This window comes from Azospirillum oryzae, assembly GCF_900177515.1.
GTDB lineage: Bacteria > Pseudomonadota > Alphaproteobacteria > Azospirillales > Azospirillaceae > Azospirillum > Azospirillum oryzae_A.
The window spans coordinates 244071-268487 of sequence record NZ_FXAK01000005.1 but is presented as its reverse complement, the minus strand read 5'-3'; the positions used below and the strand labels follow the sequence as shown (position 1 = coordinate 268487).

The following is a 24417-nucleotide window of genomic DNA, read 5'->3' as shown; positions in this document are numbered from 1 at the left end:
TGAATGCGAGCGCCCCGAAACCGCTGTAGCTAACAGAACATCGCCATGGTGGGAAGGTGCCGCGTCACACCGGCGTCGCGTCGCCCTTCATCAGGGCGTAGGTGTAGCTGTCCACCAGCGCCTCCATCGAGGCCTCGATGATGTTGGTGGACACCCCCAGCGTCGACCATTCACAGCCGTCGGTGCGGGCGCTGCGGATCAGCACGCGCGGCATGGCGCCGGTGCCGTCCTTGGCGGCCAGGATGCGGACGCGGTAGTCGGACAGGCTGACCTTGGCCAGCGCCGGATAGACCGGCTCCAGCGCCTTGCGCATGGCGACGTCCAGCGCATGTACCGGGCCGTTGCCGTCCGCCACCTCCATCCGCAGGGTGTCGCCGACGCGCACACGCACCACCGCCTCCGACTCCACCACCATCTTGCCGATGGCGTTGTAGCGGCGCTCGTCGGTGACGTGGAAGCGCAGCAGCTCGAAGAAGCGCGGCACCTCGCCCAACTCGCGCCGGACCAGAAGCTCGAAGCTGGCTTCCGCCGTGTCATAGGCATAGCCGTCGCTGTCGCGCTGCTTCACCAGATCGAGCAGGCCGGCCAACCGCTCGTCCTTGGCATCCACCGCCATGCCGATGTCGCGCAGCCGCACGATCAGGTTTGAGCGGCCGGCCTGGTCGGACATGACGATCTGGCGGCGGTTGCCGATGGCCTCCGGCGCCACATGCTCGTAGGAGGACGGGTCCTTCTCCACCGCCGAGACATGCAGCCCGCCCTTGTGCGCGAAGGCGCTGGCGCCGACGTAAGGGGCGTGGCGGTTGGGCGCGCGGTTCAGCCGGTCGTCGAAGGCGCGGCTCAGCTGGGTCAGGAGATGCAGGTCCTCGCGCCGGATGCCGGTCTCATAGCCCAGCTTCAGCATCAGCGTCGGGATCAGCGACACGAGGTTGGCGTTGCCGCAGCGCTCGCCCAGCCCGTTGATGGTGCCCTGGACCATGCGGGCGCCGGCCCGCACCGCCGCCAGCGAGTTGGCGACGGCATTCTCGGTGTCGTTGTGGCAGTGGATGCCCAGAGTGTCGCCGGGGATGCCGTGCGTCTCAACCACCTCGCGGACGATGGCATCGACCTCATGCGGCAGGGTGCCGCCGTTGGTGTCGCACAGCACGATCCAGCGCGCGCCGGCCTCGTACGCCGCCTTGATGCAGGAGATCGCATAGGCCGGGTTGCGCTTATAGCCGTCGAAGAAATGCTCCGCGTCGAACAGCGCCTCGCCCTTGGCGGCGTGGAGCGCGGCGATGCTGTCGCGGATCAGGTCGAGATTCTCCTCGCGCGGGATGTTCAGCGCGACGTCGACATGGAAATCCCAGGTCTTGCCGACCATGCACACCGCCTTGGCGCGCGACTGCGCCAGCGCCGTCAGCTGCGGGTCGTTGGCGGCGCTGCGGCCGGGGCGGCGGGTCATGCCGAAGGCGGTGAAGGTGGCGCGGGTCAGCTCCGGCGCCTCGGCGAAGAACTGGTCGTCGGTCGGGTTGGCGCCCGGCCAGCCGCCTTCGATGTAGTCGATGCCCAGCCGGTCGAGGTCCTTGGCAATCGCAATCTTGTCGGCGACCGAGAAATCCACATCCTGGGTCTGCGCCCCATCGCGCAGCGTGGTGTCGTAGAGATAGATGCGCTCGCCCGTCATCGCCGCCTGACCTGTAAAGACAAGGGGACCGGCAGTGTTTTGCCGCCCTGTGGAAAGCCGGGAGAATGGACGATGCGGCGCGTATCCTCAACCGTTTTGACAAGAAACTTGCGGAAAGCGGGCCTTTGCCGCAACGGACGGGAATAGGATCGGGAACGGTACGGCCGATCAGGCGCTGCGCACCTGCCCGATGAAGCGCTCCACCTCCGCCGACAGCCGGTCGGCGTCGGCCGACAGCGTCTGCGCCGCGCCCAGCACGTCTTGGGCCGCGGTGCCGGTGTCGTCGGCGGCCTGACGCACCACCACGATGTTGGAGGAAATCTCCTCCGTTCCCACGGCGGCCTGCTGGACGTTGCGGGCGATCTCGCGCGCGGCGGCGTCCTGCTGGTCGATGGAGGCGGCGACGGCGGCGGCGATGCGGTTGATGTCGTCGATGGTGCGGCCGATCTCGGCGATGGCGTCCACCGCTTCGCCGGTCGCCGTCTGCATGGTGCCGATCTGGCTCGCGATTTCCTCGGTCGCCTTGGCGGTCTGGTTGGCGAGGTTCTTCACCTCCCCGGCCACCACCGCGAATCCCTTGCCGGCCTCGCCCGCCCGTGCCGCCTCGATGGTGGCGTTCAGGGCCAGCAAATTGGTCTGGGCGGCGATGGCGTTGATCAGTTGCACGACGTCGCCGATGGCCTTGGCATGGTCGGCCAGCTGGCGGATGGTGGCGTCGGTGCTGCCAGCCCGTTCGGCGGCCCTACGGGCGACGTCCGCCGTCTCGCCGACCTGCCGGGTGATCTCGCCGATGGAGGCGGCCATTTCCTCGGCCGAAGCGGCGACGGTCTGCACGTTGGCGGAGGTCTGTTCGCTGGCGCCGGCGACCGCCGCGGCCTGCGACCGGCTCTGCTCCGCCAGGGACGACAGGGAGCGCGCGCTGGCGGTCAGTTGCCCGGCGGCACCGCCGACCTGGGTGACCACGCCCCGCACCGCCTGTTCGAACCGGTCGGCCAGTTCGGTCATCATCCGGCGGCGTTCGGCCTCCATGCCCTGCTTCAGCCGCTCCTGCTCGGCCTCGATCCGCTGCTTTTCGATGGCATTGTCCTTGAACACGGCGACGGCGCGGGCCATGCGGCCGATCTCGTCGCCACGGTCGGTGGCGGGGACCATGACCGTCACGTCACCGCCGGCCAGCCGGGCCATGGCGGCGGTCATCGCCGTCACCGGCCCGATGACCCGGCGGATGACGATGGCGATCCCGGCCGTCAGCAGCAGCGCCGCCGCGCCGACCAGCAGCCAGGAATTTCGGTGCTCGCCCTCGTAGGAGTTCTGGGACTGGGCGAACTCGTTGCCGGCGACGCGGACCTGCAGGTCGATCAGGCCGCTGACATGCTCCGTCACCGGGTCGACGGTCGGGTAGAGGTCGCGGGCGACGAACGCGTCCAGCCCTGCCTTGTCCTGCTTGTCGAGGATGCGCAGCAGCGTGGCGACGCCGGTGTCGGCCCGCTCCATCGCCGCCCGCGTTTCCGCCACCATCCGGGATTCCTCCGCCGTCAGCGAGGTGGAGGTGTAGGTTTGCCAGCGCTCCCGCACCGTCGCCAGCGCCTTGCGCACGGAGGCGGCGCCGTCGGTCCAGGGCATCGCCCCGCCGCGGACCTTGTGGGAGCTGTCGACGATCATCACCGCATAGGCGTCGGAGACGATCTTCAGGTCGCGCAGCGGCACCACCCGGTCCTCATAGACCGACTTCATCCGCTCGTTGGCGGTCTCCAGCGTGGTGATGCCGGTGAACGCCTCGAAGCCCAGCATCAGGCCGAGCGCCGCGAGTACCCCGACCAGAATCGTACGCAACGACATTACCAATCCCCAGCCACGGAGTCACAGAATCGCAATATTTGCGAATCATGTGAATTCGAACCATTATTTTTGGCAATAGGTAATATCGACGCATACGACTTTGGTTGCGGGGCTGGGGTCGCTCCTCTCAGCGCGCGAACAGGCGGTAGAGGGCGGAATGGTCCAGCCCGCCGTCGCCCTGTTCGACCAGCATCTCGAACAGCTCCAGCGACAGGCCGAGCGTCGGCAGGTCGATGCCGGACTGCTGCGCCAGCTCCTCCGCCTGCCGCAGGTCCTTGACCTGGGTGGTGACGCGGCCGCCGGGGGTGAAGTCGCCGCTGACCATGCGGCCGCCATGCAGGTCGAGGATGCGGGATTCTGCAAAGCCGCCGCGGATGGCGTCGCGCACCTTGGCCGGATCGGCACCGGCCGCCTTGGCCAACGCCAGCGCCTCCGCCACCGCGCCGATGGTCAGGGCGACGATGACCTGATTGGCGGATTTGGCGATCTGCCCGGCACCGCTGGCCCCGACATGGGTGATGCGGCGGCCCATCGCCTGCAGAACCGGCAGGGCGCGGGCGAAGGCAGCCTCGGTCCCGCCCGCTATGATGGTCAGGATCGCCCCCTCGGCCGCCACCGTCCCGCCGGAGACCGGCGCGTCGAGCCATTCCGCCCCAACGGCGGCGACACGCTCCGCCAGCGTGCGGGTGGCGGCGACGGCGGTGGTGCCCATGTCGATCACCAGGTGGCCGGGGCGCAGGACCGGCAGCAGAGCCTCGGCCACCGCCTCGACCGCCGCGGTGTCGGTCAGCATCAGGATGACGGTTCCGGCCTGCCCGGCGACGGCGGCGGGTCCGGTGGCGGCGATCATGCCTTCCGCCGCCATCTCGGCGACGGGGCCGGGGCTGCGGCTGGTCACCACCAGCTCCGCACCGGCACGGGCGAGCGCGCGGGCCATCGGCTTGCCCATCAGGCCGAGCCCGATGAAGCCGATGCGCTGGCCGGCGAGGTCGGGGCGGAGGGTCTCTTCGGTCATGTCGGAGCTTTCAGAATAGATTGGAAGACGGTCACAGGCGCATGTGGCGGGCGCGGGCGCCGCGTTCGATGGCGGCGGCGCACAGCCGGTCGACCCCCAGCCGGTGGCGGATCAGCTCCAGCATCCGCAGTTCCTCCTGCGAGGCCGTGGGATCGGCGGCGGCGATGTCGCAGGCCACCGCATAGGCGGTCTCGCGCAGCTTGGCCGGCAGCGCCTGCTCGACGATGGTCAGCACCGTGTCCAGCCCGTCGTTGTCGGACAGCATGGCGGTGCATTCGCGCGTCGCGGCCATCACCTGATCGCCGCTGTAATCCTTGAAGATCGGCAGGTAGCGCACATTCTCGCCGATGGCTTCCAGTTCAGGGTCGGTCATGTCGCCGTCGCAGGCGGACACCAGGACCATGATGTAGATGAGCGCGCTGTGGTGGTCGATCATGGCGTCGGTCGGCTTTCTCATGAGGCGGTCTCCCCTGGGGAGTGGTCGCAAGTCGGGTCGGCAATCTCGAACGCCGCCTGCGCGGCGTCAAGCTTTGGCGTCCGACGCCGCCTTCGCGCCGTCAAGGGTGCCATGCTTGGCGCGGAGGGGTCGGCCGCTCGACGCGACGGTTGGGTCTGCCTATTGTTGCGCGCCATGAACGTCGTCCTCAATGTCGCATTTCCCGTATTCGCCATCATTCTGGCCGGATTCCTGTCCGGAAAGTCGAAGCTGCTCGGCGCCGCCTCGTCCGAGGCGCTGAACAAGTTCGTCTATTGGATGGCGCTGCCGCCGGTGCTGTTCCTGGGCACGGCACGCCGGTCGATCCCGGAAATCTTCAACGGCCCCTTCATCGGCGCCTTTTTGGGGTCGATGCTGCTGGTCTATGCGCTGGGTGCGATCATCGGCCGCCTGCTGTACCGGGAGCGCACGCAGATCCAGTGCATGCAGGGTCTGAACTCGGCCTTCTCCAACACCGGCTACATGGGCATCCCGCTGTTCCTGGCCGCCTTCGGACCGGATCATCTCGCCCCCACCATCCTGGCGACCGTCATCATGAGCGCCATCATGGTCGGCATCGCCGTGATCTGGATGGAGTTCGCCAACAGCCACGGCGGCGGGCTGGGCAAGGCCCTGCGCGACGTCGGCCGGGCGCTGGCGAAGAACCCGCTGATCCTGTCCACCGCCGCCGGCCTCGCCTGGTCGGCGCTGCTGCCCGGCGTGGCGGTGCCCAGGCCGATCGCGACCTTCTGCGAACTGATGGGCTCCCCCGCCGGCCCCTGTGCGCTCTTCGCCATCGGCCTGTTCCTGGCCTCGCAACGGCTGACCGCCGGGCTGGCGGAGGCCGGGTGGATCAGCGCGCTGAAGCTGCTGGTCCATCCGGCGCTGGCCTGGGTACTGACGCAGACGCTGTTCCCGATGGACCCCTTCTGGACCGGCAGCGCGGTGATCCTGGCAGCCTTGCCGACCGGCGCGCTCACCTTCGTGGTCGCGAGCCAATACCAGACCTATGTGGAGCGCACATCCTCGGCGATCCTGGTGTCGACGGTGCTGAGCGTGGTGACGCTGTCGGGGCTGCTGGCGGTTTATGCGCCTGGGGGGTGAGCTTTACGCCTCACCACCCCCGCAGGAACTCCGCCGTCTCCTCCACCGCCTGCTTCAGCCCGACGCGCCGCATCTCCACCCCTTCCGGGAAGGCGCCGGCCAGCCGGCTCGGCATCATCGGGTCGAGCAGCACGAACACGCCGGTGTCGTCGGCGCGGCGGACCAAACGGCCGAAGGCCTGCTTCAGGCGCAGGCGGGTGATCATGTCCTCGTAGCGCCGGCGGCCGAAGGCCTCGCGCCGGGCGCGATGCAGGATGTCGGGGCGCGGCCAGGGCACGCGGTCGAAGACGATCAGGCGAAGCGAGCGGCCCGGCACGTCGACCCCGTCGCGCACCGCGTCGGTGCCGAGCAGGCAGGCGTGCTCCTCGTTGCGGAAGATGTCGATCAGGGTGGACACGTCGAGCGGATCGACATGTTGGGCGTAGAGCGGGATGCCGACCTGATCCAGCGGCTCGGCGATGCGGTCGCGCACCGCGCGCAGGCGGCTGATCGCGGTGAACAGGCCAAGCCCGCCGCCGCCCGCCGCCAGGAACAGCGACTTGTAGGCCGCCGAGACCTGCCCTAGGTCGTCCTTGCGCACGTCGTTGACCACGAAGACGCGGGTGCGGTTCGGGTAGTCGAAGGGGGAGGGGACCTGCGCCCGGATCGCCGGGGCCGGCAGGTGGCTGGCGCCGCAGCGGTCCTCGGCCGCGCGCCAGTCCTGGCCGATGTCGCCGGTGCCGTCGGTGAGTGTGGCGGAAGTGACCACCAGCCCATGGGCGGGTCCGGCCAGCGCCTCGGCGAAGGGCACCGTCGGGTCGACCCAGTGGCGGTACAGCCCGACATCGACGTCGCGGCCGTCGATCCGCTCCACCGCGAACCAGTCGACGAAGTGGGAGGGTGTTTCGGTCGGCAGGGTGCGCAGCATGGCGCGCCACGCCTCCACCGTCAGGGTGCCGCGGCGATGCAGGCTGCGCGACAGGGCGTCGATGCGGCGGCGCTGGTCGGAGTCGAGTTCGGCGCTCTCGTCCTCCAGCCGCTGCGCCAGCCGGCGGGCCAGCGCCTCCACCGGTTCGGACAGGCGGACCAGCGCCTGCTCCAGCTCCGCCGCCGCCTCCAGCAGCCCGTCCACCGGATAGGCCTTGTCGGCCTCCAGGCTGTAGGGGCCGCCCTGGCCGGCGGTGCGGGCATAGACCTGCTGGCGGGCCAGCAGCAGGAAACGCTCGGTCGGCCCCTGCGGGTTGTCGGCGGCCAGCCGGGCCGACCAGCCGTCGCCCGGCAGGACGCGGGCGCCCATCAGGATGTCGTCGAGGTGGCGCAGAGCCTCCTCGTCGCCGGCGACGATGTCCTCCAGCCGGCGCTTCAGGCCGCGGGCGCGGCTGCGCCCGGTCTCCTCGGCGCCCAGCAGCCAGCGCCGCAGCTCCTGTGTCTCGCGGCAGGTCAGGTGGCCGGCGAAGGCGCTGTCGGCGGCGTCGAAGACATGGTGCCCCTCGTCGAAGACGTATCGGCTGGGCAGGGTCGGCTCCTCGCCGCCGCCCAGCGCCGCCTGCACCATCACCAGCGCGTGGTTGGCGATGACGATGTCGGCGCGCCGCGCGCGGCGTATGCTCTTCTCGATGTAGCAGCGGGCGTAATGGTCGCAGGCGGAATAGATGCATTCGCCCCGGCGGTCGGCCATCCCCATGGTCGGGCCGCGCCCGGCGATGTCGACCAGCCAGCCGGGGAAGTCGCCGCCGGTCATGTCGCCGTCGCGCGTCGCCGCCGCCCAGCGCGCCATCAGCCCGACGCCGATGGCGTTGTGCGGCTGGAAGGGCATGGCGCGCACCGCCTCTTCCAGGTTCAGCAGGCACAGATAGTTCTCGCGGCCCTTGCGCAGCACCACCTTGCGCGCCTTGGTCGCCGGATCGCCATAGAGCCGGTCCAGTTCGGCGTCGATCTGGTGCTGGAGGTTGCGGGTGTAGGTGGAAATCCACACCGTCCCGCCATTCTTCTCCGCCCACACCGTGGCCGGCGCCAGATAGCCCAGCGTCTTGCCGACGCCGGTCCCGGCCTCTGCCAGCACCACGTTAGGCGTGTCGGGCAATTGGCGCGGGGCGAAGGCGGCGGACACCGCGCTGGAGTAATCGGCCTGCTGCGGCCGTGGCTCCGCCACCTTGCCCAGCACATTGGCCGACAGCATGGCGGCGAGGCGGCGGCGCGCCTCCTCCGGATCGACCGGGTTCTGCGCGGGCGGCGGCGGCGGGGCGCCCTCCTCCCACTCCTTGATCCGGGTCCAGACGCGCAGGCCCGAGCGGGCGGCACCCTTCTCCGGCCCGTCCGGCTTGCCGAGCGCGGCCAGCACGGCCGGCGCCCAGGGCCAGCCGGCGCGCCCCATCTCCCAGGCGAAGGCGACCGGGTCGGAGGATTCCTCCCGTCCGGCGGCCCCCAGGTCTCCCAGCAGGCGGCGCACGGCGCGCTGCAGGGCCAGCGCCTCCGCCTCGTGCCCGTCGGGGGTGGGCAGGTCGAGCGCCTCGGCGATGCCGCGCGGGGTTGGGACGCAGAAGCGGGCAGGGTGGACGAAGGCGAACAGCTCCAGCACGTCGAAGGCCGGGAAGCCGTCGATCCCCAGCCGGCGGGCGAAGGCGCGGGCATGGCAGACCAGCGGCGGCTGGCGGCGCACCTTCGACGCGGCGGCGGCCAGCGACAGCTCCTCCACCTCGCCGTCGAGGGTCAGCGACACGACGCGGCGCGCGCCGGCCACCATGGCGGGTGCGTCGTCAAGGCTGTGGAGCGGGGTGGGGTCGGCGGTCAGGTCCATCGGCGGCACTATATGGCGGTGGCGGGCCGCAAAGCGAGTGCCGGATGTTGACGGGCCGTTGCTTCACCCCCATTGAGGGAAGTCCGGAGGCCAAGCGGAGACGGGACCTTATGCGGAAACTGCTGCGCTGGGCGCTGATCGGGGCGGCGGGGCTGACGGCCTTCACCATTCTCTGGGCGGGACTCTACCGGATCGTGCCGCCGCCGGCCACGCCGCTGATGCTGATCCGGGCGCTGGGCGGGGCCGGCCTGTCGCGCGACTGGGAGCCGCTGGAGCGCATCTCGCCGGCCCTGGCAGAGGCGGTGATCGCGTCGGAGGACACCGGCTTCTGCGGTCATGGCGGTTTCGACTGGGCGGCCATCGAGGACGCCTTCGAGGACAATGAAGAGGGCAGGCGCCTGCGCGGCGGAAGCACGATCAGCCAGCAGACCGCCAAGAACGCCTTTCTCTGGCCCGACCGCAGCTGGACCCGCAAGGGGGCGGAGGCCTGGTTCACCCTGCTGATCGAAAGCCTGTGGAGCAAGCACCGCATCCTGGAGGTCTATCTGAACATCGTGGAGTGGGACGACGGCGTCTATGGCGCCGAAGCCGCGGCCCGGCATCATTTCCACAAATCCGCGGCGGCGCTGACCCGGCGCGAGGCGGCGCTGCTGGCCGTGGTGCTGCCCAACCCGCGCAACTGGTCGCCGTCGCGACCCGGTCCCTATGTCGCCCGCCGGGCGGGGGTGATCGAGCGGCGGATGGCGGTGGTGCGGCGGGACGGGCTGGCGGACTGCGTGCGGTGAGGAGATCGCGGGGGAGGGTTGGGAAGGGGGCATCGTACGGCCACCCTCCACCGAATCTTAACCCCCACCGCGCTACGCTTCCTGATGCCCCCGCCGCTCCGGATGAGGCCGACCATGGCCACGCATCGCACGCTGCACGGAACGCCGTACCCGACCCCGCCTCCCGCCCCCTTGCGCGAGGGGTTGGTGCCGCACCATGCCCCGCAGCCGGAGCCGGCGCATCCCACCCGCCTGCTGATCGTCGTCCTGATCTCGCTGCTGACCCTGGCCGGGCTGGCCTATGGCGGCGGCATCGCGGTGGACCGCATCCTGGAACAGCGGCGGATCGAGGCGCGGATGGGGCCGAAGCCGCGGCTGGCGCAGTTGCCGGCCATGGAAGTTCCCTTGGGCGCGTCGCGGGCGGTGGAGATGCAGGTCTCGCTGGTGCTGGCCCCGAAAGTCGAGCCCGACCGTGTTCTGCGCTACCAGGACCGCATCGCCGACCGCCTGTTCCAGACCGTCGGCCAAACCGACAGCGAAGCGCTGACGGGCCCCGGCTCGGCCGCCTTCCTGAAGGCGCGCATCCGGGACGCCGTCAACCGCGAGGCGGGGACCGGCCTGATCCGCGACATCTACATCGAACGCATGGTGGTCAAGTGATGCACGCGGGGCTCGTTCTGCGATGGGGCTTGTCTTGTGCAGCGCAATAGCCTATGTAGGGCGTCTTGATCGCTGGAGGCTCGCGCGTCTCTTGAGCGAGACGCGCTGTGATTGCGCAACGGCAAACGTCCCAGGGATTAACGTCCCGATGTTCTGGGGACGCTCTGGCCGCTGCATCGGATAGACGCCTCTCCCTCTATCGACCTCCTCCCGGCGAGTCCGCCGGTATGTCCCACGCCCGCCATCGGGGCGCGCGGGGCCGTGCCGTGTTGCTTTGAGAAGGTTGTTACGACTTGACGTTTTCCGAACTCGGCCTGCACCCGCTCGTCCTGAAGGCCCTCGAGGCGTTCGAATACACCACCCCGACCCCGGTCCAGCTCGCCGCCATTCCGCCGGCGCTGCAGGGCCGCGACATCCTCGCCACCGCCGAAACCGGCACCGGCAAGACGGCCGCCTTCATGCTGCCGGCGCTGACCCGCACCGCCGAGCTGCCGCTGAACGGCGCCGCCACCCCGCGCGTGCTGGTTCTGGCCCCGACCCGCGAGCTGGCCAAGCAGGTCACCGACGCCGCCCGCAAATACGCGAAGTTCATGAAGCTGAACATCGTGGACGTGGTCGGCGGCATGCCCTACCGCGAGCAGCTGCGCCTGCTGTCGCGCCCGGTCGACGTTCTCGTCGCCACCCCGGGCCGCCTGCTGGACCACGTCGCCCGCCGCCGCATCGCGCTGGACGAGGTCGAGGTGCTGATCCTCGACGAGGCCGACCGCATGCTGGACATGGGCTTCCTCGACGATGTCGAGACCATCGCCAAGTGCTGCCCGCCGACGCGCCAGACCCTGCTGTTCACCGCCACGCTGGACCGCCGCATGGCGCAGCTGGCCGGCAACCTGCTGCGCAACCCGGAGCGCGTGGCCGTCGAGAGCCAGGCGACCGCCATCAACGTGGAACAGCGTCTGCATCATGCCGACGATCTGGACCACAAGCGCCGCCTGCTGCAGCATTTCGCCGCCCAGGAAGAGGTCGGCAAGGCGATCATCTTCGCCGCCACCAAGCGTGATGCCGACACGCTGGCCGAGGAGCTGAGCGCCGCCGGCCATGCCGCCGCCGCCCTGCACGGCGACATGGACCAGACCAAGCGCAACCGCACGCTCCAGCGTCTGCGCACCGGCCAGGTCCGCCTGCTGGTCGCCACCGACGTCGCCGCCCGCGGCATCGACGTGCGCGACATCACCCACGTCATCAACTTCGACCTGCCGCGCTCGGCGGAGGACTATGTCCACCGCATCGGCCGCACCGGCCGCGCCGGTGCCTCGGGCGTCGCGATCTCCTTCGCCGCCCGCGCCGACCGCGAGACCCTGGTCCGTATCGAGCGCTACACGAAGGCGACCCTCGAGGTGCATGTGGTGCCCGGCCTGGAGCCGACGCGCCCCTTCACCACCGGTGGCGCCGGCCGTCCGGCCGGCCGCAACGGCCGTCCGGGTGGCGGCGGCAAGCCGTGGCACCGCAACGGCGAGTCCAAGGGCCCGCACGCCCCGCGCGGTCCGCGTCCGGACTATGCCCGCAACGACAACCACCGCGGCGACGCCCGCCCGGACCACGGCCATGCCCGCCGTGAAGCCCATGGCAACGGCAAGCCGGCGGCCCGTGCGAAGAGCTGGTAAGTCTTGCGTTTGACGTGATCGAAAGGGCGTCGCCGGTTGGCGGCGCCCTTTTCGTTTATCTGCCCGAACTCAACTGCCCCGCTTCCACACCGTCGTTTCGATGTAACGGCTCGCCAGGAACCGGTAGGTCTGCTTCTGCAACGCCTCCACCTTCGGCGAGCGTTCCATCGTGACCTCGTCCCAGCCCTGCAGCAGCTCCTCCCATTCCAGCAGCTTGGCGCGCAGATCGTCGCGGATCTTGCGGATGAACTGGATGGTGGGGTGGAAGTTGCGCAATGCGCCGACGATGTCGCCGGTCTGGGCGTCGGCCTGGTCGAAGATCATGTCGTATTCGCGCAACGGCTTGCGAATCAGCCCCTGCATGCGGTTCAGCTCGCTGCAGAAGGTCCGGTCGGTGCGGTAGATGGTGGCCAGCTTCGCCATCGCCTGATCGATGCGGCGGATGTGCTTGAAGCGGTCGCGCAGAGCCTCGATGTAGGACAGTTCCTGCGCCAGATCGTCGATGCGGTCGGTGAGATACTGCTCGGCGTTGGTGGTCAGCTTCAGCCGCTCGGCGATCTTGGCGAAAGCGGCCTTCATCTTCTCCTTGGTCTGCGGATCCTCGACCAGCTGTTCCAGTTCCGACTGGTCGGAAACGATGATCTCGTTGCCGGTGAAGGAGGAGACGATCTGCACGGTCAGCCGGCCCTTGGCAATGATGCGGTGCTTGTCCTCCACCGACCAGGAGGCGCGGCCGTCCAGCAGCTCGCCCGGAATTTCCTCGCCCGGCCGGATCTGCTTCACGAAGGCCAGCCCCTGTTCGATGATCTCCAGCAGGCGGGCGTCGTGGCTGCCGTCCTCGATCTGGAAGGACTCCATCAGGGTGGGGAAGGCCAGCGCCGCCTTCAGGTCGCCCAGCAGGATGTTCAGCACCGGTTCCTTGCTGTTCGGCTCCTGGCAGAAGAAGGCGCCGGGCAGGCTGAAGACCTTGTGCTGGAAATCGAAATGCGTGTCCCGCATCGGCTGGACCAGAACATTCTCCTTGGCGGCCTTTTCGGCGATGCCGGAGTCGGGAGCAGCGTCCGGATTGGTGTCCGTCTCCGGGACGGCTTCCGAGGAGGCGGTGGTCTCGTCGCTGCTGGAGGTGTCGGTCATGGGCGGGGAGGGGACTCAAAGGCCGGAGGAGGGGGCAGTCGATTGCTTGCGCAGCCTACAGCAGATCGCGCAGACGGAACCACATCATTGCGAGGACCAGCGCCGGCGTGCGGAATCGCCGTCCGCCGGGGAACGGCATGTGGGGGATGCGGGCGAACACGTCGAACCGCCCGGCGGTGCCGCTCACCGTTTCCGCCATCAGCCGCCCGGCCATGCCGGCCAGCGCCACGCCATGGCCGGAATAGCCGTGGGCGTACAGCGTCGTCGGCGACAGCCGGCCAAGATGCGGCATGCGGTTCATGGTGATGGCGACACGCCCGCCCCAGAAATACTCGACGCGGACGTCCTTCAGCTCCGGATAAATCGCCAGCATCTTCAGCCGCATCGCCTGTTTCAGCCCCGGTGCGTCCACCCCCGAATAGCTGACGCCGCCGCCGAACAGCAGCCGGTGGTCGGCGGAGCGGCGGAAGTAGTCGAGCGAGAACTTCATGTCCGACACCGCGATGTTGGTCGGCAGCAGGGCGCGCGCCCGTTCCTCACCCAGCGGTTCGGTGGCGATCATGTAGGTGGCGACCGGCATGATCTTGCGGTCCAGCGCCGGAGCCAGCCCGCCGAGATAGGCGTTGCCGGCGAGGATCAGGTGCTTCGCCCTCACCCGGCCGCGCTCGGTGCGGACCCAGGGCGCGGCACCGCTGCCCATGGCGAGGACGCGGCTGTTCTCATAGATGCGCACCCCGGCGGCATCGGCGGCGCGGGCGAGGCCAAGCGCGTAGTTCAGCGGGTGCAGATGGCCGCTGCCCTCGTCCAGCAGGCCGCCGATATAGGCCTCGCTGCCGACATGGGCGCGGATGCCGGCGCGGTCCAGCCGATGCACCCGGCCATAGCCGTAGTCGTCGCGCATTTCGCGTTCCAGCGCCGCCACGTCCTGCATGTGGCGCGGCTTCAGCGCGGCATAGGCGAAGCCCCAGGTCAGGTCGCAGGCGATGGCGTGGCGCTCCACCCGCTCGGTCAGCTGGGCCTTGGCCTCCTCGCCGAACTCCCACAGGCGGCGGGCATCCTCCTTGCCCATCCAGCCTTCGATGGCCGCCATCGGCTTGTTGTAGCCGGTGATGATCTGCCCGCCGTTGCGGCCCGACGCCCCCCAGCCGCAGCGCTCTGCCTCCAGCAGGACGACGTCGAAGCCGCGCTCCGCCAGTTCCAGCGCCGCGGTCAGGCCGGTGTAGCCGCCGCCGACGATGCAGACGTCGCAGGCGACCTCCCCTTCAAGGGTCGGGCGGTCGGCACGGGGAGCGGCGGAGGCCGCGTACCAGCTGTTCAGGTATGTGGCTTTCGGCATGGCGGCAGTTAAGTCCCAGCCGATGGGGGAGGTCAACGGAAAGGCGGATGTTTCACCAAAGCATCATGCGGAACCCTCTGGCGCGGTCCGCCGGAACGGCGTCATAGTGTCGCTGTCGTTCACAGCACGGAGGGGGCTGCCCATCGCCCGGAGCGGTCCGCCATACCCATGGGTTTTATGGAAGACTTCATCAAGAAAAACCGCATTACCGAAGTCGAATGCCTGGTGCCCGACATGTCGGGCATCGCGCGGGGAAAGATCGTCCCCGCCGAGAAGTTCCTCCGCATCCTGCGCGACCGTGGCCTGCGCCTGCCCGAGGCGATCTTCGTCCAGACCGTGACCGGTGAATTCCCCGATGACGAGGACATCACCTCGGACGAGAATTCCGACATCTACATGATCCCGGACGAACGCACGATCCGCTTCGTTCCCTGGTACAACGAGCCGACGGCCCAGGTCATCACCGACTGCGTCTATGCCGACGGCAAGCCGGTCGACGTCTCGCCCCGCCATGTCCTGAAGCGCGTGCTGTCGCTGTACGAGGAGCGCGGCTGGAAGCCGCTGGTGGCGCCGGAGCTGGAATTCTTCCTGGTCCAGGTCAACAAGGACCCCGACTATCCGCTGGTACCGCCGGTCGGGCGCAACGGCCGGATGGAAAGCGGGCGGCAGGCCTTCGGCATCGACGCCGTAAACGAGTTCGATCCGATCTTCGAGGCGGTCTATGATTTCTGCGAGAAGCAGGACATCGACATCGACACGCTGACCCACGAGGCCGGCGCCGCCCAGATCGAGATCAACTTCAACCACGGCGACGCGCTGGAACTGGCCGACCAAGCCTTCCTGTTCAAGCGTACGGCGCGCGAGGCGGCGATCCGCCATCAGGTCTACGCCACCTTCATGGCGAAGCCGATGCAGGGCGAACCCGGCAGCGCCATGCACATTCACCAATCGGTGGTGGACACCGACAGCGGCCGCAACCTGTTCGCCAACCCCGACGGCACCGACAGCGCCCTGTTCATGTCGCACATCGCCGGGCTGCAGAAATACCTGCCCTATGCGATGCCGCTGCTGGCGCCCAACGTCAACAGCTACCGCCGGCTGGTCCCCAATTCCGACGCGCCGATCAACGTGCATTGGGGCCGCGACAACCGCACCACCGGCCTGCGCGTCCCCGTCTCCCAGCCCGACGCCCGCCGGGTGGAGAACCGGGTGGCCGGGGCCGACGCCAACCCCTATCTCGCCATCGCCGCGTCGCTGGCCTGCGGCTATATCGGCATGATCCAGGGGCTGGAGCCGAACGACCCGATCAAGGGCTCCGCCTACCGTCTCGCCTTCACCCTGCCGCGCCACCAGTCGGAGGCGCTGACCAAGTTCAACGCGTGCAAGCCGCTGAAGGAAATCCTCGGCGAACGCTTCATCGACGCCGTCGCCTGCGTGAAGGAGGCGGAATATGAGGCCTACAACCGCGTCATCAGCTCGTGGGAACGGGAAAACCTGCTGCTGAACGTCTGAAATCATAGGTTGGCGAACAAAGTGGCGGCCCGCGGAGACATCCGTCGGCCGCCCTTTTACGCATTTGGTTCCCGATTCCTGCGTGGGGTCCGGCAGTCCGGCGCTTGCCCGGCGCTCAGCGGATCGCGCTGGCCGACACCCCGTTCGTGCGCCGATCCGCCACGGAATTTCGCAAGTTCGGCCACGAAATCCGGCCGTGTGGCGTTAATCGCCGCCCGTCCTACTCCGACCGGCCCGCAGTCCCACCCCAATCGATCGCCGGCCGTCGTCCCATGCCACGACCGCGCTGACCGGCCGTGTCGGCACAGCCTTAAATTTCAAAGCTGGCGTTAATCCGCTTATGGCCGCCGGAACACGAAATCGAAGACTTTCGAAGCAAAGCCGCAGTGTATTTTCGATCCGGTCAGAGGAGGTGGAAGGAGATGCGGGCGCCGCGTGGCGTTTCGGCATCGCTGCACTTTGTTATCTCCTTTGAAAATAGTCAACACACGTAACCGTTTTTCGCGGAGACGGCGACCCCTGCCGCCGGCCTGCGCCTTCGATTGCCTTTTCGGATAATCCAGGCGAGCGGCCGGACCGGCACACGGGCACTGTCTCCACACAATCGATGGGCAACCGATGGATGGCCAAGCATGAGCATGCAACCAGCGATCCCGTCCCTTCGGACCGGCCTCCACAGCGTTGGCTGGGTCCAGCGCAGCATCATCCTGGCGTCGTTGTTCATCGTGCTGACGACGGGGCTGCTCGGGCTGGCTCTGCACCGCGGCGGCCATGCCAGCAACCTGACCGACATCCAGAACCTGTTCGTGCTGGAAAACCAGGACCTGATTCCGGTCGACAGCTGGGATCCGATGATCGCGGCGCTCAACTGGCTGCACGAGCGGCCCGGCGAGAATGTCTATGAGGGGGTGTTCTTCCAGCAGCACATCAAGTTCCAATATCCGGTGACCTCGCTGCTGCCGCTGGAGGCGATGAAGGCGCTGGGGGTGCTGAACCTCGTGGCATTCGAGCGGGTCAACCTGCTGTTCGTGCTGGCGACCGCGGCCGGCATGGCGATCCTGGTGCTGGAGATGGCCGCCCGGTTGCGGGTGCCGGGTGCCCGCGATGACCGCATGACCCAGGTGCTGCTCGGCGGTTTCGGCTTCGTCGCCACCCTGTGTTTCTACCCGGTGCTGAAGGCCTTCTCGCTGGGGCAGGTGCAGGTCTGGCTGAACGCCGCCTTCGTCTTCGCCTGCATCGCCCTGTTGCGGGACCGGCGGGCCCTGTGCGGCGCCCTCCTCGGCGCATCGACGCTGATGAAGCCGCAGATGTCGCTGTTTCTCGTCTGGGCGGTCCTGCGCGCCGACTGGCGGATGGCGGCGGGCTGGGCGGCCGTGGTGGTGCCGGGCGTTGCGCTGGCGACCCTGTTCTACGGCTTCGCCCCGATGATCGATTACCTCGACGTGCTGCTGTTCATCGGCCGCCATGGCGAGAGCTATCACGTCAACCAGACCGTCAACGGGCTGGTCAACCGCCTGCTGCACAACGGCAACAACCTCGACTGGTCGGCGGAGGCCTTCGCTCCCTACCATCCGGCGGTCCACATCGCCACCCAGATTTCCGGCCTCGCCTTCGTCGCCCTCGGCCTGCTGTGGCGCCGGCGCGACCGCGGGGCCGAGCGGATCCTGCCCTTCGTCGTCGCCGGCATCTGCTTCACCGTCGGCTCGCCGGTCGCCTGGGTGCATCATTACGGCATCCTGCTGCCGGCCTTCGCGCTGGCCTTCCTGATCCTGCTGGAGCCCGGCCTGCGGCGTCCGGCCGGAGCGGCGGCGCTGCTGGCCGCTGCCTATTTCCTGGCCGGCAACCTGCTGTTCTGGCCGGTCAACGCGCTGGCCGACACCGCGCTGAACGTCCTGCAATCCTACCTGTTCTTCGCCACCCTGATGCTACTGGGGCTGACGGTCGTGCTGGCCGGCCGGCACGACCGCGCCACCCTGGTCTGGGGCGGGGCGGAGGCCGGCGACCGCAGGGACCACGCACCGCATGCGGGCGCTCCCGGCCTGACCGCGACCACCGTGGCGCTTCCCCGCGCCGCCGCGGCCGAAAGGCCGGTCCCGCCGCCCGCCGCGGAGGAACCGCCGCTGTTCGTCGATCTCGACGGCACGCTGCTGAAGACCGACCTTCTCTATGAATCGCTGTTCGGTCTGATCAAGGCCCAACCCTGGGCGGCGCTGCTCGTGCCGGTCTGGCTGGCCGGCGGCAAGGCGCGGCTGAAGGCGGAACTGGCCCGGCGCGTCGACATCGACCCGGCCGGCCTCGTCTACAACCCCGCCGTCCTGGAGCGGCTGGCGGCCGAGCGCAAGCGCGGGCGCCGGCTGGTGCTGGCCACCGCCGCCCACCACCGCTATGCCGACGCCATTGCCCGCCATCTCGGCCTGTTCGATCAGGTGCTGGCCAGCAACGACGGCGTGAACCTGAAGAGCGAGCGCAAGTACGAGGCGATCCGCGCGCAGGTGCCGTCCGGCGTCTTCGACTATATGGGCAACGACGAGGCCGATTATGCGATCTGGCGCGGTGCCCGCCGCGGCATCGCGGTGGATGCGCCGGCCGCCGTGCTGCGCCATGCCGCCACCCTCTGCCCGCTGGAGGCGATCACCACGCCGCGCCGTCCGCGCCTGCTGCTGATGATCAAGGCGCTGCGTCTGCACCAGTGGCTGAAGAACCTGCTTGTCTTCGTGCCTCTGCTGGCCGGCCAGAAGCTGGGCGAGGTCGGCCCGACGCTGCAGGCGGCGGCGGCCTTCCTCGCCTTCGGGCTGTGCGCGTCGAGCATCTATGTGCTGAACGACCTGCTCGACCTGCCGGCCGACCGCCGCCACCCGCGCAAGCGCCGCCGCCCCTTCGCCGCCGGCGACTTGCCGCTCGACCTCGGCCTGACGCTGATCCCCGGCCTGCTGCTGGCCAGCCTCGTCCTGTCGCTGGTGGCCCTGCCGCCGCTGTTCCTGGCGGCGCTGGCGACCTACGCCGCCTCGTCGCTGTTCTACAACCTGTTCGCCAAGAACCGGGTGATCTGGGACGTGATGCTGCTGGCCGGGCTCTATTCGCTGCGCGTGCTGGGTGGCGCCACCGCGACGGCCATCGTCCCGTCCTTCTGGCTGCTGGCCTTCTCCATGTTCCTGTTCCTCAGCCTCGCCATGGTGAAGCGCTATTCCGAAATGGACAGCATGCATAAGCTCGGGCTGGAGCAGGCGGAGGGGCGCGGCTATGTGACCGCCGACATGCCGGTCCTGCAATCCATCGGCGTGTCGGCCGGCTTCCTCTCGGTGCTGGTGATGGCGCTCTACATCAACAGTCCGGAGGTCGGGCGCGTCTATGACCAGCCGCAGGCGCTGTGGATCATCTGCCCGCTTCTGCTCTTCTGGATCGGGCGGGTGTGGCTGCAGACCCACCGCGGGCTGATGCATGACGACCCGGTGGTGTTCGCCGCCCGCGACAAGTGGAGCCTCGCCATCGGCGCGGTCTGCGGCGCCGCCCTTCTCTTCGGCCGGACCTGAGCCGCCGTCCTCCACCATTCTGCCTATAGCCGGGAGTCCCCATGCCCATCGCCGTCGTCGGATTGATCCTGCTGAGCGTCACTCTGTCCGCCATCGCCCAGATCTCGCTGAAGATCGGCATGTCCAGCCCGGCGGTGTCGACCGCCCTGGCGCGGGGGGAGGCCGGGCAGATCGCCCTGTCGGTCGTCGCCACGCCGCACATCCTGACCGGGCTCGCCTGCTATGGGCTTGGCATGGTGGTGTGGCTGGCGGTGCTGGCGAAGGTCGAGGTCACCATGGCCTATCCCTTCGTCGGGTTGGGCTTCCTGGTCACGCTGGCGCTCGGCGTCCTGCTGCTGGGCGAGACCATGAGCCTGACCCGCGTCATCGGCACCCTGCTGGTGGTCCTGGGCGTCGTGCTGACCGCGCAGAGCTGAAGTTCCCAGCGAGAACCCGCACCCAAGGTCCCGGCCGCCACCGGTTGGAGATGATGAAGGCGCCGCGGCAGCAGTCGCAGCGCCTTCTTTTTGCGCTGCACAAACACTGCGGTTCTGCGACTGCCGGTGTCTTGGTGAATACCCCTTTATGGAAACAAAATTCGGCACAGAATCTTTCGATCCTAAAATCAAATGTCACGATTCCCGTATTGACCGGAATAAGCGAGTGGATATAACTGACCGCATATTCGCGAGCGAAAATACCAGCGCATGCAATTTCAACGACAGGGGGGCTGGGCGCCGACCGGCTGGCCGTTGCCTGGGAAGAGGGCTCTCTTTGCCGGTCGCGACATACAACGTATGGGATTTTCGCCCCATGCGGTCGCGACCGGCCTCCCTCCTGCCGCCTAAATCTGGAAGATCGAAATCGCCAAGGCCGAAGCCGGTCCTCTGGCACAGTCTTGCGCCGAAGCAGGGACGCCGTACGGATGGTGCGGCGTCCCTTTTCTTTTGCATTCGGTGTGGGTGATTTCCCGTGGATCGGCACCGGGCGGAGCTTGAACCGCATACTCGCTGATGCTGGACAATCAGTTACAAAAGCATTCTTTCAAAAACAAAATTAAAAATAACATTTTAACAATTGACCTCTACCAGAGCATGGATATAGCTTTCTGGAAATGAGGCGCAGTATTCATACGATAGCATGAAAACTGATAATCGATAGCTCTTAGATTTCTACATGCCGTTCTGCGACGGTTCATATATTTGCCGATTTTCAGCTGCCGTTCGTTCATTCAGGAATTTCGTCAGTTCTAAACATCGGCATCAAGCTGCGCATGCAAAGCGCATTTCTCCAATCATGTCTTGCCAATCATGTCTTGAAGGAGATCATCGGATGTCCACCGGTTCCAATCGTGTGCTCTACGGCGGCGCCATGACCGAGGCGATCGCCAGCGGCGACCTGTCCAAGATGAAGGAGGTCGCCGCGGCGGCCGAGACGCACCTCGCCCAGCATGGCGACGTCGGCTCGATGCTCCAGATGCTGAAGGTCGAGATCGCGAAAGCCGAGGCGAACGGCTGATCGGGCGCGCAGTCGCCTTTCCATTTTTCCCGCGGAGCAGTCTCCACATGTCCGAAGCACCCATGCGCTCCATCAAGCCTTATGGCGTGGCGATTTCCGACGCCATCGTCAGCGGCGATCTGGCGAAGATGAAGGAGGTGGCCGCGGCCGCCGAGCAGCATCTCGCCGAACATGGTGACGTGGCCGGCGTCCTCAACCTGCTGAAGGTCGAGATCGCCAAGGCCGAAGCCGGTCTCTGACCCGGATTTTCAATCGACCGATTTCCAACCTCCCCACCATTCGAAACCGAGGAACAGACAGATGTCCAACGCGCACGTTCCCCATCCCCGTCCGATGTACATGGCCACCATGACCGAAGCCATCGCCGGCGGCGATCTGTCGACGATGAAGCAGGTCGCGGCCGAGGCCGAGCAGCACCTCGCCGCCTACGGCGACGTTTCGGGCCTGCTGCAGCTCCTGAAGGTCGAGATCGCCAAGGCCGAGGCGAAGGGCTGATCGGCTTCGGCCGGGGTGCTGCGGCCGGGGTGCGGTGCCCATGGCAGCCCGCACCCCGGCGGCGCGCCGCCGATATTCAGAGCCGCCGATATTCAGAGCCAATGCCATTGCGAGGAAGATTCCGGAACCATGGACCAGCCGCTTCCCAGCCCCGACCTTTCGGCCCGCTCCCCGGATCAGCCGGCATCCGTGCCGGCGCGCTATTGCTACGACGACGATTTCCGCAAGCTGGTCCCGGTCCTGGTGGTCTGGGAAACCACGCTTGCCTGCAACCTGAAATGCCAGCATTGCGGATCGCGCGCCGGCCGGCCGCGGCCGGACGAGCTGAGCACCGATGAGGCGCTGGACCTCGTCGACCGTCTGGCCGCACTCGGCACCCGCGAGATTTCGCTGATCGGCGGCGAGGCCTATCTGCGCAAGGACTGGGTGGAGATCATCCGGCGCTGCCGCAGCCACGGCATCAGGACCGCCGTGCAGACCGGCGCCCGCAATCTGACCGACCGCCGGCTGGACGATGCGGTGGAGGCCGGGCTCCAGGCCATCGGCATCTCGATCGACGGGCTGCCCGACCTGCACGACCGGGTGCGCGGCGTTCCCGGCTCCTACGATCAGGCGATCAGCGCCCTGCGCCGCGCCAAGGAGCGCGGGCTGGCGGTGTCGGTCAACACCCAGATCGGCCCCGAAACCCCCGACCATCTGCCGGAGCTGATGGACCGGATCATCGAGGCCGGCGCCACCCACTGGCAGATCCAGTTCACCGTCGCCATGGGCAATGCCGTCGACAACCCGGACCTGCTGCTGCAGCCCCACCGCCTGCTCGACGTCATGCCGCTGCTGGCCCGCCTCTACCGCGAGGGGCTGGACCGCGGGCTGCTGATGGTGGTCGGCAACAATGTCGGCTATTACGGCCCCTACGAGCATATCTGGCGCGGCCTGGGCGACGACCGGATGCATTGGTCCGGCTGCGCCGCCGGGCAGATCGGCATCGGCATCGAGGCGGACGGCACCCTGAAGGGCTGCCCATCGCTGGCGACCTCCCTCTATGCCGCCGGGAACATCCGCGAGATGAGCGTGGAGGACATCTGGCGCCATGCAGACCGGATGCAGTTCGGCCGTCTGCGCTCGGTGGACGAGCTGTGGGGCTATTGCCGCACCTGCTATTACGCCGACATCTGCCGCGCCGGCTGCACCTGGACCTCCGAGTCTCTGCTTGGTAAGCGGGGCAACAATCCCTACTGCCATTACCGGGTGCTCGACCTCGCCAGGCATGGCCTGCGCGAGCGGGTGGTGAAGATCAAGGACGCGCCGAACGAGGCCTTCGCCATCGGCGAATTCGCCCTGATCCAGGAACCGATCCCCGGCGCCGACTCCCCCGGCCTGCCGGAGCGCGACCCGGCGACGGTGCATCGCCACGCCTATGAACGCTCCCCCGAAGGCGGCGTGGTGCCGCCCAGCCTGACGCTCTGCCGCGGCTGCAACCAGTATATCTGGCCGCACGAGACCGGTTGCCCCCATTGCGGGGCCGACGTCGCGGCGGCGGCGGCGCAGCACGAGATCGACAGCGCGCGTCGCCGCGCCCTGATCCGCGAGACCCAGCGCCTGCTGGACGAAGCCCGGGCGGCTAAGCAATCGGCGGCTAAGCAATCCGTGGCACCTCTCCCCGGATAGCCGGTTGATCGGGCACGGCTTCGGGCGTAGGGCCGCCGCCCGGAAACCGGCTCCCGACCTCGACCCAAACCGTTGACAATATGCCCGGCCGTGGGTGCAATAGCGCCCGCGAGCCGGGTATGCCGTTGGGATGTGGCGGCGCCCGCAACACTCACGAACAGGTCGGGGCAAATCATGAAAAAACTCGCTCTCAGCCTCATCGGCGCGGTCGCGGCGATTGCCATCGCCGGCCCGGCGATGGCCCAGGCCAAGAAGCCGGTCAACATCTACATCTGGAACGACTATCTGGGTGAGACGACCCTCGACGACTTCACCAAGGCCACGGGCGCTGAGACGAAGGTCGACCTGTACGACAGCCTGGAACTGCTGGAGCAGAAGGTGCTCGTCGGCAAGTCCGGCTATGACGTGATCGTGCCGACCGCGGAGCCGACCCTCTCCCGCCTGATCCAGGCCAAGGTGGTGGGGCCGCTCGACAAGTCGAAGATCCCCAACTACAAGAACGTCGACCCGAAGGTCCTGAAGCTGCTGGAGAATTCCGACCCCGGCAACAAGTACGCCGTGCCCTATCTCGGCGGCACCGTCGGCATCGCCATCATCCCGGAAAAGATCAAGGCCGTCGCCCCCGACGTCCCGCTCGACAGCTGGGACCTGATCTTCAAGCCGGAAGTGGCGAAGAAGGTTTCGGCCTGCGGCATCACCGTGATGGATTCGGCCATCGACGTCATCCCGTCGGTGCTGAACTACCTCGGCCTCGATCCGAACTCCGAGAAGAAGGAGGATCTGGAGAAGGTCGAAAAGACGCTGATGGCGGTCCGCCCCTACATCAAGCGTTTCGTCACCGGCGAGAACATCAACATCCTGGCCGGCGGCGACGCCTGCGTCGTGATGGCCTACAACGGCGACGCCATCCAGGGCGCCGCCCGCGCCGCCGAGGCGAAGAGCGCCAAGGTCGAATACATCACGCCGAAGGAAGGCGTGCAGGTCTGGTGGGACACGCTGGCGGTTCCGGCCGATGCGCCGAACAAGCAGGGTGCGTACGACTTCATCAACTTCGTGCTCGACCCGGCCAACATGGCCAACATCTCCAACAAGGTCAGCTACGCCAACGCGGTGCCGGCCTCGCTGCCGATGGTCGCCGACGACATCAAGTCGAACCCGGGTATCTTCCTGCCGGCCGACAGCAAGCTGAAGCTGTTCTCGCTGAAGCAGATCAAGCAGACCACCGACCGCGCCCGCACCCGCGTGTGGACCAAGGTCAAGACCGGCAAGTAAGCCACTTACCGTG

General features: G+C 68.0%; 19 protein-coding genes. 12 read left to right on the top strand and 7 right to left on the bottom strand.

Annotated elements, in window-relative coordinates; translation table 11 throughout:
• Window positions 1-64: 64 nt before the first annotated feature.
• The 4 genes from cimA to B9N97_RS09700 all read right to left on the bottom strand — a co-directional run bounded on the left by cimA (window position 65) and on the right by B9N97_RS09700 (window position 4977).
• Entirely contained in the window at window positions 65-1666 is a 1602-nt protein-coding gene (gene cimA / locus B9N97_RS09715; protein ID WP_085085780.1) for a citramalate synthase, read from the bottom strand.
• Between the two features lie 168 nt (window positions 1667-1834).
• Window positions 1835-3505 (bottom strand): methyl-accepting chemotaxis protein, encoded by a 1671-nt coding sequence (locus B9N97_RS09710; RefSeq protein ID WP_085085778.1) that lies wholly within the window; start codon window positions 3503-3505, stop codon window positions 1835-1837.
• 127 nt (window positions 3506-3632) lie between these two features.
• Complete coding sequence (locus B9N97_RS09705; RefSeq protein ID WP_085085776.1) at window positions 3633-4520, bottom strand: NAD(P)-dependent oxidoreductase; 888 nt, start codon at window positions 4518-4520, stop codon at window positions 3633-3635.
• Between the two features lie 31 nt (window positions 4521-4551).
• Entirely contained in the window at window positions 4552-4977 is a 426-nt protein-coding gene (locus B9N97_RS09700; protein ID WP_085085774.1) for a tellurite resistance TerB family protein, read from the bottom strand.
• Between the two features lie 174 nt (window positions 4978-5151).
• Here B9N97_RS09700 and B9N97_RS09695 point away from each other — a divergent pair, with 174 nt between their 5' ends.
• Window positions 5152-6099 carry an AEC family transporter gene (locus tag B9N97_RS09695; RefSeq protein ID WP_085085772.1) on the top strand — a complete coding sequence of 316 codons (948 nt, stop codon included), beginning with the start codon at window positions 5152-5154 and terminating at the stop codon, window positions 6097-6099.
• A gap of 10 nt (window positions 6100-6109) precedes the next feature.
• Here the strand turns inward: B9N97_RS09695 and B9N97_RS09690 are convergent, their stop codons facing one another.
• Window positions 6110-8875, bottom strand: a complete 2766-nt coding sequence (locus tag B9N97_RS09690; RefSeq protein ID WP_085085770.1) for an ATP-dependent DNA helicase — start codon at window positions 8873-8875, stop codon at window positions 6110-6112.
• A gap of 110 nt (window positions 8876-8985) precedes the next feature.
• Here B9N97_RS09690 and mtgA point away from each other — a divergent pair, with 110 nt between their 5' ends.
• The 3 genes from mtgA (at window position 8986) to B9N97_RS09675 (ending at window position 11960) form a co-directional block, all read left to right on the top strand.
• Window positions 8986-9660 carry a monofunctional biosynthetic peptidoglycan transglycosylase gene (mtgA, locus tag B9N97_RS09685; RefSeq protein ID WP_143266580.1) on the top strand — a complete coding sequence of 225 codons (675 nt, stop codon included), beginning with the start codon at window positions 8986-8988 and terminating at the stop codon, window positions 9658-9660.
• Window positions 9661-9774: 114 nt separating this feature from the next.
• Window positions 9775-10299, top strand: a complete 525-nt coding sequence (locus tag B9N97_RS09680; RefSeq protein WP_085085766.1) for a flagellar basal body-associated FliL family protein — start codon at window positions 9775-9777, stop codon at window positions 10297-10299.
• Window positions 10300-10592: 293 nt separating this feature from the next.
• A complete protein-coding gene (locus tag B9N97_RS09675; protein WP_085085765.1) occupies window positions 10593-11960 on the top strand; it encodes a DEAD/DEAH box helicase in 1368 nt (455 codons plus the stop codon).
• A gap of 69 nt (window positions 11961-12029) precedes the next feature.
• On the opposite strand, the gene B9N97_RS09670 is transcribed toward B9N97_RS09675, so the two are convergent.
• The gene (locus B9N97_RS09670; RefSeq protein WP_085085762.1) at window positions 12030-13094 is read right to left on the bottom strand and encodes a hypothetical protein; all 1065 of its coding nucleotides are present in this window, start codon (window positions 13092-13094) and stop codon (window positions 12030-12032) included.
• 55 nt (window positions 13095-13149) lie between these two features.
• On the bottom strand, window positions 13150-14430 hold the full coding sequence (locus tag B9N97_RS09665) for an NAD(P)/FAD-dependent oxidoreductase (RefSeq protein WP_085085760.1): 1281 nt from the start codon (window positions 14428-14430) through the stop codon (window positions 13150-13152).
• Window positions 14431-14598: 168 nt separating this feature from the next.
• Here B9N97_RS09665 and B9N97_RS09660 point away from each other — a divergent pair, with 168 nt between their 5' ends.
• The 8 genes from B9N97_RS09660 (at window position 14599) to B9N97_RS09625 (ending at window position 24404) form a co-directional block, all read left to right on the top strand.
• Entirely contained in the window at window positions 14599-15942 is a 1344-nt protein-coding gene (locus B9N97_RS09660) for a glutamine synthetase family protein (RefSeq protein ID WP_085085758.1), read from the top strand.
• A 632-nt stretch (window positions 15943-16574) separates the two neighbouring features.
• On the top strand, window positions 16575-19472 hold the full coding sequence (locus B9N97_RS09655; protein ID WP_085085756.1) for a UbiA family prenyltransferase: 2898 nt from the start codon (window positions 16575-16577) through the stop codon (window positions 19470-19472).
• A gap of 41 nt (window positions 19473-19513) precedes the next feature.
• Window positions 19514-19888 (top strand): EamA family transporter, encoded by a 375-nt coding sequence (locus tag B9N97_RS09650; protein ID WP_085085754.1) that lies wholly within the window; start codon window positions 19514-19516, stop codon window positions 19886-19888.
• A gap of 895 nt (window positions 19889-20783) precedes the next feature.
• On the top strand, window positions 20784-20969 hold the full coding sequence (locus B9N97_RS09645; protein ID WP_085085752.1) for a DUF1843 domain-containing protein: 186 nt from the start codon (window positions 20784-20786) through the stop codon (window positions 20967-20969).
• A gap of 47 nt (window positions 20970-21016) precedes the next feature.
• On the top strand, window positions 21017-21208 hold the full coding sequence (locus B9N97_RS09640; RefSeq protein ID WP_085085750.1) for a DUF1843 domain-containing protein: 192 nt from the start codon (window positions 21017-21019) through the stop codon (window positions 21206-21208).
• Window positions 21209-21269: 61 nt separating this feature from the next.
• Window positions 21270-21464, top strand: a complete 195-nt coding sequence (locus tag B9N97_RS09635) for a DUF1843 domain-containing protein (protein ID WP_085085748.1) — start codon at window positions 21270-21272, stop codon at window positions 21462-21464.
• A 129-nt stretch (window positions 21465-21593) separates the two neighbouring features.
• Entirely contained in the window at window positions 21594-23132 is a 1539-nt protein-coding gene (locus B9N97_RS09630; protein ID WP_085085746.1) for a GDL motif peptide-associated radical SAM/SPASM maturase, read from the top strand.
• A 174-nt stretch (window positions 23133-23306) separates the two neighbouring features.
• Entirely contained in the window at window positions 23307-24404 is a 1098-nt protein-coding gene (locus tag B9N97_RS09625; protein WP_085085744.1) for an extracellular solute-binding protein, read from the top strand.
• Window positions 24405-24417 lie beyond the last annotated feature (13 nt).

Excerpts from the sequence above, each read along its gene's own strand:
- B9N97_RS09700 (WP_085085774.1), bottom strand. The coding sequence starts at position 4,977 with ATGAGAAAGCCGACCGACGCCATGATCGACCACCACAGCGCGCTCATC.
- cimA (WP_085085780.1), bottom strand. The coding sequence starts at position 1,666 with ATGACGGGCGAGCGCATCTATCTCTACGACACCACGCTGCGCGATGGG.
- B9N97_RS09655 (WP_085085756.1), top strand. The coding sequence starts at position 16,575 with ATGAGCATGCAACCAGCGATCCCGTCCCTTCGGACCGGCCTCCACAGC.
- mtgA (WP_143266580.1), top strand. The coding sequence starts at position 8,986 with ATGCGGAAACTGCTGCGCTGGGCGCTGATCGGGGCGGCGGGGCTGACG.
- B9N97_RS09625 (WP_085085744.1), top strand. The coding sequence starts at position 23,307 with ATGAAAAAACTCGCTCTCAGCCTCATCGGCGCGGTCGCGGCGATTGCC.
- B9N97_RS09645 (WP_085085752.1), top strand. The coding sequence starts at position 20,784 with ATGTCCACCGGTTCCAATCGTGTGCTCTACGGCGGCGCCATGACCGAG.
- B9N97_RS09650 (WP_085085754.1), top strand. The coding sequence starts at position 19,514 with ATGCCCATCGCCGTCGTCGGATTGATCCTGCTGAGCGTCACTCTGTCC.
- B9N97_RS09705 (WP_085085776.1), bottom strand. The coding sequence starts at position 4,520 with ATGACCGAAGAGACCCTCCGCCCCGACCTCGCCGGCCAGCGCATCGGC.
- B9N97_RS09660 (WP_085085758.1), top strand. The coding sequence starts at position 14,599 with ATGGGTTTTATGGAAGACTTCATCAAGAAAAACCGCATTACCGAAGTC.
- B9N97_RS09695 (WP_085085772.1), top strand. The coding sequence starts at position 5,152 with ATGAACGTCGTCCTCAATGTCGCATTTCCCGTATTCGCCATCATTCTG.
- B9N97_RS09670 (WP_085085762.1), bottom strand. The coding sequence starts at position 13,094 with ATGACCGACACCTCCAGCAGCGACGAGACCACCGCCTCCTCGGAAGCC.
- B9N97_RS09710 (WP_085085778.1), bottom strand. The coding sequence starts at position 3,505 with ATGTCGTTGCGTACGATTCTGGTCGGGGTACTCGCGGCGCTCGGCCTG.
- B9N97_RS09690 (WP_085085770.1), bottom strand. The coding sequence starts at position 8,875 with ATGGACCTGACCGCCGACCCCACCCCGCTCCACAGCCTTGACGACGCA.
- B9N97_RS09640 (WP_085085750.1), top strand. The coding sequence starts at position 21,017 with ATGTCCGAAGCACCCATGCGCTCCATCAAGCCTTATGGCGTGGCGATT.
- B9N97_RS09680 (WP_085085766.1), top strand. The coding sequence starts at position 9,775 with ATGGCCACGCATCGCACGCTGCACGGAACGCCGTACCCGACCCCGCCT.
- B9N97_RS09665 (WP_085085760.1), bottom strand. The coding sequence starts at position 14,430 with ATGCCGAAAGCCACATACCTGAACAGCTGGTACGCGGCCTCCGCCGCT.
- B9N97_RS09630 (WP_085085746.1), top strand. The coding sequence starts at position 21,594 with ATGGACCAGCCGCTTCCCAGCCCCGACCTTTCGGCCCGCTCCCCGGAT.
- B9N97_RS09635 (WP_085085748.1), top strand. The coding sequence starts at position 21,270 with ATGTCCAACGCGCACGTTCCCCATCCCCGTCCGATGTACATGGCCACC.